This is a genomic window from Desulfosporosinus metallidurans, from assembly GCF_001936615.1.
Taxonomy (GTDB): Bacteria; Bacillota; Desulfitobacteriia; order Desulfitobacteriales; family Desulfitobacteriaceae; genus Desulfosporosinus; species Desulfosporosinus metallidurans.
The window spans coordinates 1-14,639 of sequence record NZ_MLBF01000078.1 but is presented as its reverse complement, the minus strand read 5'-3'; the positions used below and the strand labels follow the sequence as shown (position 1 = coordinate 14,639).

At 41.4% G+C, this 14,639-nt stretch carries 13 protein-coding genes, 2 pseudogenes and 2 riboswitches; of the genes and pseudogenes, 1 reads left to right on the top strand and 14 read right to left on the bottom strand.

What is annotated here, in order from left to right:
* From DSOL_RS23985 to DSOL_RS23925, 14 genes and pseudogenes are all read right to left on the bottom strand, one after another.
* Positions 1-369: recombinase family protein (locus tag DSOL_RS23985; RefSeq protein ID WP_139314595.1), on the bottom strand; the 369-nt coding region annotated here is incomplete at its 3' end.
* Between the two features lie 312 nt (positions 370-681).
* Positions 682-1,296: a recombinase family protein gene (locus DSOL_RS26980; RefSeq protein ID WP_083642998.1), complete on the bottom strand. Its 615-nt coding sequence runs from the start codon at positions 1,294-1,296 to the stop codon at positions 682-684.
* Complete coding sequence (locus tag DSOL_RS23975; protein ID WP_075367256.1) at positions 1,297-2,886, bottom strand: recombinase family protein; 1,590 nt, start codon at positions 2,884-2,886, stop codon at positions 1,297-1,299.
* 83 nt (positions 2,887-2,969) lie between these two features.
* Positions 2,970-3,131, bottom strand: a complete 162-nt coding sequence (locus DSOL_RS28235; protein ID WP_170871606.1) for an SHOCT domain-containing protein — start codon at positions 3,129-3,131, stop codon at positions 2,970-2,972.
* A gap of 14 nt (positions 3,132-3,145) precedes the next feature.
* Complete coding sequence (locus DSOL_RS23970) at positions 3,146-3,517, bottom strand: recombinase family protein (RefSeq protein ID WP_075367255.1); 372 nt, start codon at positions 3,515-3,517, stop codon at positions 3,146-3,148.
* Between the two features lie 254 nt (positions 3,518-3,771).
* Positions 3,772-3,981 carry a hypothetical protein gene (locus tag DSOL_RS23965; RefSeq protein WP_075367254.1) on the bottom strand — a complete coding sequence of 70 codons (210 nt, stop codon included), beginning with the start codon at positions 3,979-3,981 and terminating at the stop codon, positions 3,772-3,774.
* Positions 3,982-4,060: 79 nt separating this feature from the next.
* Positions 4,061-4,477 carry a sigma factor-like helix-turn-helix DNA-binding protein gene (locus tag DSOL_RS23960; protein ID WP_075367253.1) on the bottom strand — a complete coding sequence of 139 codons (417 nt, stop codon included), beginning with the start codon at positions 4,475-4,477 and terminating at the stop codon, positions 4,061-4,063.
* Between the two features lie 26 nt (positions 4,478-4,503).
* Entirely contained in the window at positions 4,504-4,674 is a 171-nt protein-coding gene (locus DSOL_RS28230) for a hypothetical protein (protein WP_170871605.1), read from the bottom strand.
* An 888-nt stretch (positions 4,675-5,562) separates the two neighbouring features.
* A riboswitch (cyclic di-GMP riboswitch) is annotated at positions 5,563-5,652 on the bottom strand.
* A gap of 363 nt (positions 5,653-6,015) precedes the next feature.
* Positions 6,016-7,268, bottom strand: a pseudogene (locus DSOL_RS23950) (hypothetical protein).
* 75 nt (positions 7,269-7,343) lie between these two features.
* Positions 7,344-8,294, bottom strand: coding sequence for a phosphodiester glycosidase family protein (locus tag DSOL_RS23945; protein WP_139314594.1), 951 nt, complete (start codon positions 8,292-8,294; stop codon positions 7,344-7,346).
* A 410-nt stretch (positions 8,295-8,704) separates the two neighbouring features.
* Complete coding sequence (locus DSOL_RS27645) at positions 8,705-9,055, bottom strand: SH3 domain-containing protein (protein ID WP_075367250.1); 351 nt, start codon at positions 9,053-9,055, stop codon at positions 8,705-8,707.
* Positions 9,056-9,673: 618 nt separating this feature from the next.
* On the bottom strand, positions 9,674-9,883 hold the full coding sequence (locus tag DSOL_RS23935) for a hypothetical protein (protein WP_075367249.1): 210 nt from the start codon (positions 9,881-9,883) through the stop codon (positions 9,674-9,676).
* A gap of 203 nt (positions 9,884-10,086) precedes the next feature.
* The gene (locus tag DSOL_RS23930; protein ID WP_235838984.1) at positions 10,087-11,955 is read right to left on the bottom strand and encodes a M56 family metallopeptidase; all 1,869 of its coding nucleotides are present in this window, start codon (positions 11,953-11,955) and stop codon (positions 10,087-10,089) included.
* Between the two features lie 13 nt (positions 11,956-11,968).
* Positions 11,969-12,352 (bottom strand): BlaI/MecI/CopY family transcriptional regulator, encoded by a 384-nt coding sequence (locus DSOL_RS23925; RefSeq protein ID WP_075367247.1) that lies wholly within the window; start codon positions 12,350-12,352, stop codon positions 11,969-11,971.
* A 1,207-nt stretch (positions 12,353-13,559) separates the two neighbouring features.
* Here DSOL_RS23925 and DSOL_RS23915 point away from each other — a divergent pair.
* A pseudogene (locus DSOL_RS23915) lies at positions 13,560-14,047 on the top strand (reverse transcriptase domain-containing protein); the annotation flags it as partial.
* Between the two features lie 120 nt (positions 14,048-14,167).
* Positions 14,168-14,245, bottom strand: a riboswitch (cyclic di-GMP riboswitch).
* Positions 14,246-14,639: the final 394 nt, after the last annotated feature.

The following is a 14,639-nucleotide window of genomic DNA, read 5'->3' as shown; positions in this document are numbered from 1 at the left end:
GAGCTGCCGGATGTAGGTAATGCAGTCTACGGTATTGCGGGCAAACCGACTGACGGATTTGGTCAGCACCATGTCAATCTTGCCTGCCAGGCAATCTTCTATCATCCGGTTAAAATCGGTACGTTTTTTGGTGTTGGTTCCGCTGATGCCTTCGTCCGCATAGATGCCCGCGAACTTCCATTTTGGATTTGACTGTATTTCTCTTGTATAATGCTCCACTTGCATTTGATAGCTGGACTGCTGTTCTTCCAGTTCTGTGCTGACACGGCAGTAGGCCGCTACTCGCAATTTCTTTTCCTTTGCCTTTTCATTTAAATTATAAATCGGATCGGCAGGGATCACCGATACTGTTCTTGCCGCTCTTGCCATGATCAAATCCTCCTTTTCCACGTAATGTATAGGTGGTATTTAGCGTGACACCATTGGTCAGCTCGAATCGCAGCTGGCCGATCTTTTCCACCGTAATGCTCTTGATGGTGGCCTTGAATAAAGCTTCATCAAATGCTGTGATGGGCTTACGAGTTTGAAATATCGCTTTCAGCTTCTTGGTTTGGTACTCAAAGTCATCTATCGTTGAGAGCCGATACTGCTCTGCAGCTCTTTTGAATAATAGCTCTGCCAGTTCCGCTGAGTCCGAGTCGCTTTTATGTAATGCGCTGGTGATTTGAAGGGTAAGCTTTTTTAATTCCCTACTCTCCTGTGTGCCTTGACTGTGGATTGAGTCTCTATCTCATCCGGTTTTTCAAGCACCCGGTTGAAGATCTCTATAAAGGCGGCTTCCAGCTGATGGTCATCCACCACTCCGCTTTTGCAGCAGACCCTGTTGTCAACGATGTAGCGTTTGCATTTCCAGTTGCATTTTTTATTTTTATTATGGTGCTCAGTGTAGCGCCGAAACACGCTTCCGCAGTCCCCGCATACTACCTTGCCGCTGAAGGGGTAGGCGCTGGTGAGGCCGTTGGCATAGTAATTGGTATTTCTGTTAAGCTGAGTATTCTTTTCTTCTCTGCATGCTTTTACGCTCTTAAATACTTCCTCTGTGACTATGGCAGGGTAGAAATCATTACCGATATACTTGCAGTTGCTTAAGATTTTTCCGATGGAGCCGTGATTCCAGGAGGGTTTTCCGTTGGCATTTGGTATTCCCTGTTGGGTTAGGTCTTTAGCCATCTGCAGAAGGGATATTCCTGTGATATAATCGCAGAACATTTTTCGGATCAGGTCTGCCTTTTCAGGTAGGATGATTACGGTTCCGTTGATGATTCTATAGCCGAAGGGCATATGCCTTTGCGCCATTTAGCTCACTTCCTCTCCAATCAGCTCTGTAAGCTCCAATCCGTTGATTAAGTGGAAGGCAAGCGTTACTTTTGATTTCACAATAATCTTTTCAACCATCAGTGAGAAGATAGTTTTATCGAAGCTCTCCATCAGGTCTTCCTGCTTTCTGAGGATGGTGATCAACTCATGGGTCCTAGTAATTTGCTCATCAAAATCTGTATAATCAAGGAGAGCACTGCGCTGTACTTTTAATTCCGCAAGTTCTTTTACGATGAGGCTGTTTTGCTCTATAAAAAGAACAGAGTCAAGATATCCTTTCGACCTCAGTCTACTCAGTACATGACTCTGTTCCGTTAGTTCCGATATTCTGCTGTTAAGTTTTTTTATCTGCGATTCATATCCTTGACTGTAATGGAGCTTTTTCAAATCCTCTGATAGTGGGATTAGTATTGGGTCACAGTTGCTTTTTAGCTTATTGTATAGAATGATAAATGCTACTTTGATGTGATCCTCTTTGATGGCTGTCATGCCGCACGCTGTTCGCTTTTGGATATGCTTGCTGCAGCACCACTGTTCCGTTTGGTAGGGCATGCCTTTGAATAGCTTCTGTCTTTTGAAAGTGGTTCCACATTCACCGCATATAATTTTCCCGCTAAACGGGTAGCGGTTATTGTACTTCTCTGTGTCGGCAACCATCTCTTTTTCTTTTCTTCGCTGGTCCATGATTTCCCTGACACGCTGGGCTTCTTCTCTTGTAATAATGGGTTCATGGCTGTCCTGTATAAAATACTTTTGTTTTTGGCCCTTATTCTTTTTCCGGATGAAAGGCACTGTATCGGTGGTAAAGGTCTTTTGCATCAGCATATCGCCGACATATTTTTCACTGGTCAGGATTTCCGTAACTACATTTTCTCCCCAGGCTTCTGCACCTCTACTTGTAGAAACACCTTCCTGTGTCAGCTCCCTGGCGATGATATAGGAACCCTTGCCGTTTAAGTAGTCGTGGTATATCCTGCGGACGATGACGGCTTCCGCTTCATCGATGATGATTTCACCCTTGGTATCCTTGGTATATCCGTAGGGAAGGCAAGAGGGATTCCATTCCCCTGTTTCGAACTTTTTTTGTATCGCCCATCTGTTGTTTTTGGAGATGGAAATGGATTCTTCCTGGGCTGTAGAACCGAGTATGGTGAGTACCAGTTCGCTGTCCGCCGTCAGGGTGTTGATATTTTCCTTTTCGAAATAGATGGCGATTCCAAGTTCTTTCAGCTTTCTGACCGTTTCAATGCAGTCCTTGGTATTTCTCGCAAATCTGGAGATGGATTTGGTGATGACCCTATCCACCCTTTTGGCTTCACAGTCTTTCATCAACCTCAGAAACTCGTCACGCTTGTCTTTGCTGGTGCCGCTGATACCCTCATCGGCGTAGATGCCCGCAAACGTCCAGACGTCGTTGGCTTCGATCAGCTCGGTGTAATACGTTACCTGTGTCGAAAAGGACTGTTGCTGCTCATCGTGGTCTGAGCTAACACGGCAGTATGCGCATACACGCAGCTTGGGGATCGCTTTTTTCTCTGTTTTTGGGTTGATCATGGTTACCTTGGGCATACGCATCCTCCTTTCTTTTTTCAGAACAAGACGTCCTGTTAGCAACACACAGTACTACACAAAAAGCACTATATCAAGTGTTTTTACATATATACCTCTACTAATTGTGGGATGTACAAACGCTGATTAATTTGGTCCGCTTCCTTAAATTCCGAAAGGGTGATGAGACCCTTTTCAAGCATGGATTTCAGCAGAGAAAGCGCCATTTTATATTTGATTTCATTGGCTAGTTGAGCTTGTGACATAGCTTCATCCTCCTTTACATCTGCATTGTGTCTATAATATGGTCAATCGCTTCATTTGGGGCTGTAGTTTTAATGGTGCCCTCCGTGACAGAGACTGCCTCCACACCCCATCGGTTAAGCTGCGCAATGTATGCCAGGGTCGGAAGTATATCTCGCCCAAGGCAAGAAACATTTTTAATTAAAACGGCATCCATTTGTCCGGAAGCGGCTGCTGCAGAAACCTCTTTTATCCCTTCCCGGTCCATGCACCGTCCGCTTCCGGTATCATGAGATTCTCCCACTACCTTATAACCAAGGCGTAACAGGTCATTTCTTTGGGCTTCCATCAATTCAGGATCGCCGTTAGCTACCCGGTAATAAATCCATACTCTTCTCTCATCTCCCATAATCTCGTGCCTCCTTAAATTTGGGGCTTTAATATCACAAGGATGCAACGGACTTTGAGTTCCGCTGCATAGTTTCTGATATCAAAGCGGTTACGCTTGTTCTTCATTTTCAGCTTGTGCTTTATTTGACACTACTTCCCAAGCACCGGGGCAACAGCTCAAACTACCTGTGGTTAGCAGGTATCACTGGAATTCCACCTCCCCGAGAACCTCCGGGCTACACTCTGGGACTTAACCTCGACTATGCAGGAGTATCATAATAGGCTGTTCAGGTCGTGGCGAAGCAATCCACCACAGATTGGTTTATGGTCAAACATTTCTCGCTCATAGCCTTTGAGGCGATCGGTTTTGCGGGCAATTTGTCCGCAGGCTGTTCTGGCGTGTTTACCAAGGTCGCTTTCCGTTTTAGCAGCTGAACAGTTAACGTATTTGCGCTGTTGGATATGGACGGCTTGCGCCGACATTTTTCAAAGAGCAGTGAGGGATAAAAAAAGCCCCTCACTTCTATAGGGAAAAAAGTGAGGGGGTAACAACCAAAAATTTTTATATTTCTATCAGTTTTTTTAACTTAGTCAGTATTTTTGCTTTGCGCTTATGAACCGCTTGTTGCGTGATGCCAAGCTGTGAAGCTATTTGATATTCACTTTTACCTTTGAAATACAAAGCATCCATAAGCCATTTTTCCTTTTCATCCAGTTGTTTAAGGTAATGCTGCATCTTGACAATCATCTCTTTAATAATGATCCTGTCCTCCATGGATTCCTGAGCAGATATAATCAGATATTCCACTTGAATACCCTTTTCATGACAGGCTTCAAAGGATATATTGTTTGTTTCTGCCAGTTCATCAAGATACTTTTCCCTATCTCTGCAGTGGTAGTAAGCCATATAGACTTCTTTACTCACAGCAATTCGTTTCTTTTGAACGACTAACGTGTATTTACGCTCGTGTTCTTCCATGAGCTTGTCCTCCATTTTTAGATTTTTTAATCTGAAAAATGAAGAATAAGCGGAGGAGAACGGCACCCGATTGAATTTCCTAAGAAGGCAGAAAGGCCAAGCTTATGGTCGTTTTCCCCCAAAAATTTTCTTATTTTCTCATAGGCACTATGCTTGTTGCTGTTGATGTTTCTGCTCTTGACACCGAGCTTGTCCACTATTTCTGCATCCTTCATGTCCAACCAGAAGGACATAAGGATGATGTCGCGCTTGATCTCGTTCCAGGTATTTAATACCTGGAAGGAAAGTCCGTTCCTGACACTGACATTGAATTTTGGGACCTTCAGCTGTTTATATTTAAAATTCGGTCCGTAAAAGCAAAGCTTTCCGAGGTTTCGCTCGTTAAACTGTGAAAATAAGATTTCATTTTTTAACAGGTACCGGTTGCCCTTTAAACAGTTTCTTAATTTATTTTTAAAGATTTTTTTAGGGAAAGAAGAATGTTTTAGACATGCCAGAAGTCGAAAATAGGCATTTTTTGTCAATAGCAAAACCGCAATTTGTTTGTTACAAATTGCGGTTTTACGGTCTGTTTGAGGCATATTGAATCGTCGAAATGTTGAGAGTTTCGTACCATTCCCTGAAGGTGGAAAGTAATCCGGATCGGAGAAGCCATCCTCGGCATAGATATCCATATACCACTGTACATCAGCTATTTTAGCCTTTTAATTTTTAATAAAATTACATTTTTCATTTCTCAGCACCTCGCTTACTTAAAATGAAAAACAAAAATATTGATAATGACATTATCCATATCGCGGTCAAATTTTGTCGAAATGCGACCGTATCCATGTTGTTCTCACATTATTAATTAAATTCCTTAAATGAAACGAGGACACGGTAGCTATATGCCTTATATGTAATTTCTGCGCACAAGATCAGCGTCTTGCCTTCGGCTTTCTTCAGAATCCACATCACCCTTACCTTTAACTTACAACTGGTGCTAGCAACCCTCATAGTGGATTTTCAGTACTAAAGTCACAAATGTCATGCTCAAAAGACAAAAAAACCTGCCGCTAAGAGGGCAGGTTTAGACACGTAGTCTCTGCGGTAGCCAGGCTATCATAGTGCTGGTAAGCACTTTAGACCCTATGGCTTTGCGTCCCTGTCTTTAGACAGGTTTGCCCTTAGCGCTGATAATTCAATTGTAATTTATAACTACAAAACAATTATTTATATTGAGTGAAACACCGAAGGAATCTTTTATCCATAATCTATAAGGTCCTACTGAATTGTGTCTAGATTGTGTGGGGGACGTACCCCAGAACACCCCAGAACAATTCTGACAACGGAGGAGTTGTTATCGATCATTTTCTAACGACACTTGGTTTCGTTTCAACAACCGGCACTCCTAACGTTGAAATCAACGTGGGATGGGGGATTTACTTCATGGTGATATCAGCGAACCACGAATATTGTGGAAAATGGCCCTGCCTACAGCGGTTATGCCGAAGCCAGAACTACCTTGAAAAGGAAATGCCGAAAATGCCCTTCTAAGATCAAAATGGTTTTAGTGGTTGCAATTCCACAAGGGAGGATGATCCTGCCTTGGTAAGTTGGATAAGCTCTGCACCATCGACAGAGACGTAGTTTTCATCTCCATGCAGTTTTACGTCTGCAAGATGCCCGTCTGTAATGACACTGGCTGTTTGATTGTCATAGACGATCAATTGACCTGTAATCCCGATGAGCATACGTACATTTTTGTTAAAGGGAATCGAGCCTTCCCATTCGATTTTCAGATCAGGATTCTCCTTCATCACTTGCAGGTCGGCTGTAGTTTTAATCTTTACCAGTTCATTGTTTTCTACTTCTCCAATATACACTTTTCCATTTCTGACTCCTAAGATTCTGTCGTTGGTATTTTTTGAGATGACTTGACGCTTTTCATTATTTAAGGCTACAACTTGCTGGATAGCCCCCACTTTACTGTCTATATAAAGTGTTCCATAGCGATCAGAGGCAGCCATATTATCGATAAACTCTCTTGGTTTGTTTAGGGAACTCACCTTTTTCATAACGTCTATTTTCATGAGTTGTTGTGTCGAGCCATTCGTGACAGTTAAATACATCAAATTGGTAGAGGTCGAGACAACAAATTTTTCGATTTTCCCGCCTGCTGAAATCTCTTCACTGCCACTCGGTGGATCAAACGGATTTAAACGATCATCTGGAGCGGTATCTTCATCACTATTCGGGAGTTCAAGCGAATACAGTTCTGTAATTTTTGGACTTCCATACCGTTTTTCAAGCCTAGGCACCACGGGAGCCTCTTCGGGCACAATTTTTGCTTGGGTTGGGTCTTCTGTTTTCGGCTCAATTGAAGGGGTTGAGATTTTAGCCTTAGAAGGGTACACTTTAACGGTTGTTACCTCATTAGGGTTTTTAGTGGCATAAAAATAGAGTAAGATATTTCGGTCAGGTAGCCATTGATATGTAAGAACACCCAATGTTTGATCAGTTGCAGAGGGAGATTTTTTTCAAAAACAACGTTCCCCTTTTTAAGATTGAAGATTTTAAGTGTACCATTTTCCGAATAAGCCAAATAATCCTTGGCGTAAGAAACTTGAATATTAGTAAGCTCAGACCCAGAGATGGTTGCTTTGAGCTGGGGCGTGATCGGTGGTTCACTATCTACCGCCGTCGATCCCATAACTTTTTGAAGTTGGTTGTTTAAAAGAGAGTACCCTCCAAATTGAAAAAAGAGTGAAACTAATATCCAAACTAATATAGTACGCAGTTTCTTCCTCATGCGTAATTCTCCTTTTTCGACGGTGATCACTAGGCCCCTTGAGAGCTGACTACAAAGGCTTTGGGAATATAGATACTATTCTGGCATGACCACAATAGCCGTCGGTAGGTAACGTTCACCAGCCCAATTCCAAAGTTTATTGATCACTTTTCCATTATAGAAGAGTTCTGTAGAAGACCCTCCATCCAAATTCGCCGCATTAACTGCACCATATTCCATAAAAAGGTTATAGAGGTCACTCATTTTTGCCCCTAGACTGGTGAGTTGTCGACCATCAATTACGACAAGAATAATCATGCCATCTGCTTTCTGTCCGATGGCAGTTCTTGGTGCAACTCCCCATTCTTCGTCACGAAACATACCTCGTTTTCCGTCCTGTATTAAAGCCGGCCAGAAAGATACCGCTTCCTGAATGTTTTTCTTTTTAACGTCATCAGCGGTGATATGTCCAACTATCAGTTTACCGTCCTTATCAAAAGCTACAATGTCTGTACTTAAGTTGCCTGCATTGTTATGTACGATTTCTCCATTATGCACAGTAATTCCGTCAGGAAAAGCTCCGTTTCCTGTACCGTTCGGGTCATAAAATGCTCCACCATTTATTCCAGCAATGGCTCCTGCGTCTTTAACTAAGCCGCTTACTCGTTCTCCTGCGACACCCAGTTCTTTTGTCACAGCTATTTTTATCCGTTTTGGATTCTTTATTAGCATTACCTTGCCTTTAAAAGCCCTACCTTTAATATCTTCAATTGTAATGCCCGCAGATGCATCTGATACTGTACGCTGAATTGGGGTATCAGATGGTGAGTCCGTACCATTAGATTTGTATACGATTTCATTAATTTGTTCATCAGAGAGAAATGCCTTGACAACCTGTGGATGTCGTGAAGTGAGAACGGAACCTACCGCCACAGTTTTCAGTGCTTCAAATGAACCCCAAAAAATGATAAAGGGAGCAAGGACTAGAGCAAAAATTACATTGAAAATAAAAAAGGTGATAATCATTATTAGACGTATTTTTCTCATGATACCTCCATCAATACCTTTAGCATGCTTAAGGTATCAGCAGTTAAACTTTCATGATCATAAATATAGAACAAAATATTTTGCTATTAAGAAAAGTATTGAAAATAGGGTTTTCCATGATTTGTTGTACAGCTTTCTTCGTCAGAAAAGCCACACTTTTCCTTAATGATGAGGGCACCCTATGTGATCCGGACTGGTTTGGCTACATTTCCTGTATGCTTTGGAAAATATTCAGCATATTAAAATGTCCTTAATCCCCAGTCTCATACAGTTTTGACGGTTATTCAGTAATCCCTAATTTACGTATCCTGCTGTCGTGACTTACCTTTAGGTCCTACAACTAAGATTTCGTCAGTATAAACTCCCTGTCACCATATGATGACAAGGAGTTTATACACAAACAAATTATATTATTGTTTAATTAAGTAATATGCCGAAACATATCCACCATTACCTATATATGCCCACTCATTTGAGTCAACACTATAACAATAAACACTATCCCCATACAGTACGGTACCAATATTAGAATAGTTGCTACCGGGGCCGGATCTCACGATCATGGAAGGTTGTGCTGTCACAATTGCCCAACCTACATATCCTGGAGGTGGTGGATTTGGCGATGGATATAGTGGGCTTACGTTAGCTGCGCTAACTGAAGTAGAAGTAGAAGTTGAAGGCGTTGCTGCAAAAGCAGTTGCACTAAAAACAAGTGTTAAACATACAGCTAAACCGATACTTACTAGACGTTTGATTTTCATAAACAAATCCCCTCTCGAATTCTTGAAAATACTATCAGCATTCGTTGAGTCTTATGGTCCAAGACTTTACTCAAACAATCGATCTTGAATTGCTCCTTCAAAGAGTTTCAGGGATAAGAAAGAAAAACAAAATTCCCTCCCTCGCATAAATCTCCCTTCACAAATATCTCCAGTAGGTGTAGTATAAAAATTACCTACTATCTTGTGTAGGGGCAACGCCTTCAGATCAAATGGTACTTTGAGGGTAATTGATGATCTGGAGGCGTCTCTATTTAAATGGCAAAGCCATCTAAATACTCAATGGCACTTTCTAATCGTTTTGACTAGTAATACTGTCTTGCAAGATTCTGAAAATGAAAGTGACGAGAATAATGATTGGCATTCATTATGCCTTTAGCATTTCACTTCCTTTTGTTGTGTCGTAATAACGCTCGCACTTACCACTGTCGCGACGTGCTGTATACCATAATGTCAGATTTGAAAACACAATGCGTCGGCAGTTTCTATCGCTTTCTGCCCATCCTCTTCACTAAGTATTACATGTACTTGATTAGCTGTCACAATCACCAAATATTATATTACCTAGTCGTGGTGGATCTTCCTGAACATAATTGGGTGTTATTTTGCTGATATTGTTCCCATTCCAGAAGATGACGTCGCTGCAAAAGCATTGGTACTAGAAACAACTAAAAGAATTATTGCTAATAAGATCGTCAATGTACTCTTCGTCTTTTTCATATCTAAACTCCCATTCCGATTATCAATATCATAATTTGACTTAATTCTTAAGAATAAGCCATGTAATACTTCAGAATTAGCCTTGTTCAACAATATTCTCCCCTATTCAAATAGCTTATTTTTTTGGAGTTTCATTTACCCTGCTTCGATGCCTCTATTAATCCACCTCCATCAATTGATACAATGTCGTAGCCGCCCAATGGAAACTTCTTTAATGTCTTGACAATCGTGGATTGTATCCATACTCTAGCACTAATTACTATTTTTCTTGGTTTTGGCTCTTTTATAGGGCATCAGGGCATCACCATAAAAGTTGATGACACGATCTGCTCCCCTTCGGGTGGATGGTTGACTATATTTCCGTGAAAATACATAGTTGATAAACTTCCTCCGTCTAAAAGAGTTGCGTTTACAGCTCCATGCTCAAGAAGAATGTTTTGCATATCTTTTAGCGTGGCCCCCATGGATTCTTTACTACGACCATTGATCACGAGCAAGAACACGGTTCCATCTGCTTGTTGCCCTATGGCGGTCCTGCTGCTCACACCCCAATCATCCGATAAAGTTTGAGGTGTTCGATTTACAATGAGGGATGGGCCAGCACTTACTGCTTCCTTAACTCCGTACTCTTTCAACTCTGATATTGTGTGCCTCCCGACAATTAGCAGCCCTTTATCCGTCAATGCGGCCACATCTTGGGCACTATTGCCATCTTTCAAATCGTTATATATGATCTTTCCATTATTGACAACAAACCCTGTTGGTGAAATAGCCGGCCCGAAAACCGAATCACTATTTGATGCTCCTGCGTTAATTGCGCCCACTGCTTTGCTTTCTTTGGACATATCGCTGGTGGTCTTATCCGGTTTGGAGTTTTTCAAGCTAAATCCCACGACTATTTTCAAGGGATCAGGAACGACCATCATCTTCCCGGTAAATTTACCTGCATAGTTTTGGCCTTGAATATCTACCAAATAATCAGTGTTCACATGACCATCATTGTTAAGACCTAGTCCGACATATGTGTCTGTAGACATTAGGTTAGAGCTACGCACATCACTCGTGTTCACTTGTTCAGCGGGGCTATTCTTGGCACCTGTTAACATTATGGTGCCTAAAATAATCAACAGAACGGGTCCTATGACTATCCGCTTTGTGGGAATTTTCTTAAATGAAGAAATCATTATAATTCTCCTTTTCATTTTTGATTCTTTTGCCATTATCCCTGTCACCCCCGGGATACGCTGAGGCTTAGCGATCCGCAATAGATGAATAATTGTATATCCATAATGTGTGCATTCCTCGGGTTCTATGCGGGATAAGACAAAAGCATCACAAGCAATCTCGATATCCTGATGCATTTTGTAAAAACCGTACCATACCAATGGGTTAAACCAGTGTATCACTTTTAACAACAACATTAGCCCATTAACAGCAAAATCTTTACGTTTAAAATGAGTCAACTCATGTAGAAAAATATGCTTCAATTCCTTATCATTTATTTTATCTAATAAATGATAAGGAAGTAATAAGATAGGTTTGAAAAACCCGAAAAGTACAGGTGTCCGAACTGCTGGGGTTATAATTAGAGGGATATTAGCTTGAATATTGAGGATGCTCTTGCATTGCTCAAGAATCCATTTTTCAGATTCTTGAGCGCTCTGGGCGTTTGTCCGGATTCTCATCAACAACCGCCCATTAATGAAAATAACATAGACCCCAAAAATAATTGCCCCTGTCAACCAGATTAACAAAACGAGCAAGTTGGTACTAATTTTATAATTAAAGTTATCACTAAGCGTGGCAATGCCCTGTACTGGATAATTATGTCTAGTTTGACTTGGGCCAGATTGAGAATTAGTTAGTGTTTTAGCCGGAACTACTATAGCCCCCGTTTCGTTAATGGTGTTTTTTTCTGTAGAAACTTTAACATCATATGTTTTTAGAACAATATTTTCGAATGTTGGAAGAACATTCAGAATACTCAGGGGGCTTCCGGGTGCAACTGGTAATGCCAACCGTATCAGCAGAAGAAACCATATATAATAATGCCAAGAAGGGGGCAACTTATCCTTAACTGCTAATTTAACCAAAAGAATTATTGGAACCATTAGGCAAGCTATCAGTGAAGAAAACAGCACCCAATTAAATACAGCAAACATGAAGTTCAAAATATCACCGTTCCTTATTCTTGCTGCCATCCAGAATGTGCTTGAGTTCGTCAATTTCAACCTCTGACAACTCTTCATCTTCCAGAATGTTCATCAACAGTAGATTAAGTGAACCATCATAGACTTTTTTAAGAAAAAAGTTTCGTTCTTCTCTTCTGCACCCTTGTTGAGACAAAAGAGGTCTACAAACATTCGGGGATGAACCTTTATCAATTGTTATAGCTTTTTTGTTGACTAACCTGTTAATGAGTGTATAAATAGTGGTTGGACCCCAACCAGTCCTCAATCGCAAAATCTCGACTATTTCACTTGATGTAATGGGGGCCTTTTCCCACAATATTCTCATAACCTGCCACTCAGCATCTGAAATTTTTGAAGTTTTATTCATTTTCACCATCCTCTACAAATGTAGAATATGAGTACATTCTACATTTGTAGAATACGATTGTCAAGACTAATGGGATTTTTTCAGTTGGATCCTTTTGAGTCACCCGGATCTCCTATTTGTGAATGTGCTTCCACTTTCAGCACTTCCTGCAGTTTTATACTGCTATATATTCCAGCTTTTTATAACCGTCCGGTGGATTTAGGATAAGCCGTAGAATCCAGTACTCCGGTATTTTTCAGTCAATTTTGCATTTGACTCGAAAGCACAAACTACCAACGATATGGTAATAATTACATATTTAATAGTAATAACTTTGGTCTTATATAGCAATAGGTAATTTTGACGTGATCGCAATCTTTTCGCCGGGTAGACCGGAGGAATTTTGCCACCAGTCCCCCACAGAATTGTGCGTAAATCTCACGATTTACACGGCTCGTATCAGCCTTTCTCCTGCAGCCTAACGGCCACAAAACGACACAGAAAGTATCTGCTCCTCCCGGTTTCCCGGTTGGTAAAAACCTTCCTTGAGCTGATTCATCCCCTTTGCTTCCCTCTCATTACAAGAGATTCATCACTACTGTGCGCCTTAAGAGTAGCTGAATGCTATTTGTGAGCTATTGAAAATCTGCAGTGAGCATGCAGTAGGTAAAGTACCAAGCGGTGAAAAACCGCAGCCTATCATCCCCCGACTTATCCAGAAAGGGAAACCTGATGGGGAGTGCAGCATGTCGGAGAGTGCGTAATACGCGAGCTTCACGCATATTACAAGGCACATAAGGGTGAAAAACCGTGTATGAGGGTGAAAGCTGAATTGCCTTAATGATAGTCGGAGGTTGGACATAATGAAGTTCCCGGCGTAGTGGAGCTGTACCCGCCGGTGTCTTGGCAGAACTGTTTGTAGTAGTAACAGTCCTGCCGGATACACAAGACGAACCAGCCACAGGACAGTGGAAAACGACGAACGTCACACCCGACAACATGGTAAGCTCATGTTTCAATGGCGCTAAACGGGGATTGTCTAAAGCGAAATGCCCTCAAAATCGAGAGCTATAAACGCTATGCGAAAAGCTGTTTGAATATCCGCCATGACAACAGAGTTCCCGTAGTAGTCAGAGGCAGGTAACGCCTGCTACACATGACGAAAGCCATAAGGCGAAGGGGAACAGTTTATCTTTCAACACCACTATGGAAAGGTGCGTGAGGCACTGTGAGAAATCCGATAAATGTGTTGAAAAGCTTAGATGCTAAAACATGTAACATGGAATACAGGTATGAGCGCCTATTATAGAAACCTGTATAATCCTGAGTTCTATCTGCTAGCGTATAAAAATATCGCTAAGTCGCAGGGCAGTATGACTGCGGGCGCAGATGGAAAAATCCTCGATGATATGAGTATGAAACGAATCCATCAGATAATTGACTCACTAAAAGAATCAACCAAACCCGGCAAGAAGGACGTACATTCCAAAGAAAAACAACCCCAATAAAAAGCGTCCACTCGGAATATCGTCCACGGACGATAAACTTGTCCAGGAAGTAGTCAAAATGATCTTGGAGAGCATTTACGAGCCAACTTTCTCGCCACAATCTCATGGCTTTCGACCAAATAAGAGCTGCCACACAGCGTTGCTTCAAGTGAAAAATACATTTACAGGAGCAATATGGATTATTGAAGGCGATATTAAAGCCTGCTTTGGATGCGACTTCTTAGAATTTCAATTAGTATATGGTGATCGAAACTATCAAGCAACTCGCTGGGTGCCTACTCTACTGCCCATACGGTTCGGGAAGGGGCGAATTCTTATAGAATTCGCCTATTTCATCCACCTGGTAAGCTCCTTAGACCCTATGGCTTTGCGTCCCTGTCTTTTGACAGGTTTGCCCTTAGCGCTCATAATTCAATTTTTATTTATAACAACACAACAATTATTTGTGTTGAGAGGAGACACCGAAGGGATCTTTTATTCATAAAAGATTGAGTTTATGAATAAATTTACTCCTTTTCGTTTATCAAGAGAGTAAATTTTTCTCTTTACTGAAACTATTTTTGGCTATACGTATTAGTATTACTGAAGTTTTGCACCCATAAAACAGCAGGAATTTCGGCCTAAAAAGAGATAAAAAAATGCAAAAATCCGCATGAACACTGGTTTTTTGGTTAATAAGATGTCAATCCAATAAAATGTACCCTAGAAAATGGACAGCAGTGGGTTTTCAAAACCCTTCATTTTGGACAGGCGGATTTTCAAAACCCCTAAACTCGGACAGGTGGATTTTTGAAACCCTC

Excerpts from the sequence above, each read along its gene's own strand:
- DSOL_RS26980 (WP_083642998.1), bottom strand. The coding sequence starts at position 1,296 with ATGGCGCAAAGGCATATGCCCTTCGGCTATAGAATCATCAACGGAACC.
- DSOL_RS23930 (WP_235838984.1), bottom strand. The coding sequence starts at position 11,955 with ATGTTTGCTGTATTTAATTGGGTGCTGTTTTCTTCACTGATAGCTTGC.
- DSOL_RS27645 (WP_075367250.1), bottom strand. The coding sequence starts at position 9,055 with ATGAAAATCAAACGTCTAGTAAGTATCGGTTTAGCTGTATGTTTAACA.
- DSOL_RS23965 (WP_075367254.1), bottom strand. The coding sequence starts at position 3,981 with ATGTCGGCGCAAGCCGTCCATATCCAACAGCGCAAATACGTTAACTGT.
- DSOL_RS23925 (WP_075367247.1), bottom strand. The coding sequence starts at position 12,352 with ATGAATAAAACTTCAAAAATTTCAGATGCTGAGTGGCAGGTTATGAGA.
- DSOL_RS23970 (WP_075367255.1), bottom strand. The coding sequence starts at position 3,517 with ATGGGAGATGAGAGAAGAGTATGGATTTATTACCGGGTAGCTAACGGC.
- DSOL_RS23960 (WP_075367253.1), bottom strand. The coding sequence starts at position 4,477 with ATGGAAGAACACGAGCGTAAATACACGTTAGTCGTTCAAAAGAAACGA.
- DSOL_RS23945 (WP_139314594.1), bottom strand. The coding sequence starts at position 8,294 with ATGAGAAAAATACGTCTAATAATGATTATCACCTTTTTTATTTTCAAT.
- DSOL_RS28235 (WP_170871606.1), bottom strand. The coding sequence starts at position 3,131 with ATGTCACAAGCTCAACTAGCCAATGAAATCAAATATAAAATGGCGCTT.
- DSOL_RS23975 (WP_075367256.1), bottom strand. The coding sequence starts at position 2,886 with ATGCCCAAGGTAACCATGATCAACCCAAAAACAGAGAAAAAAGCGATC.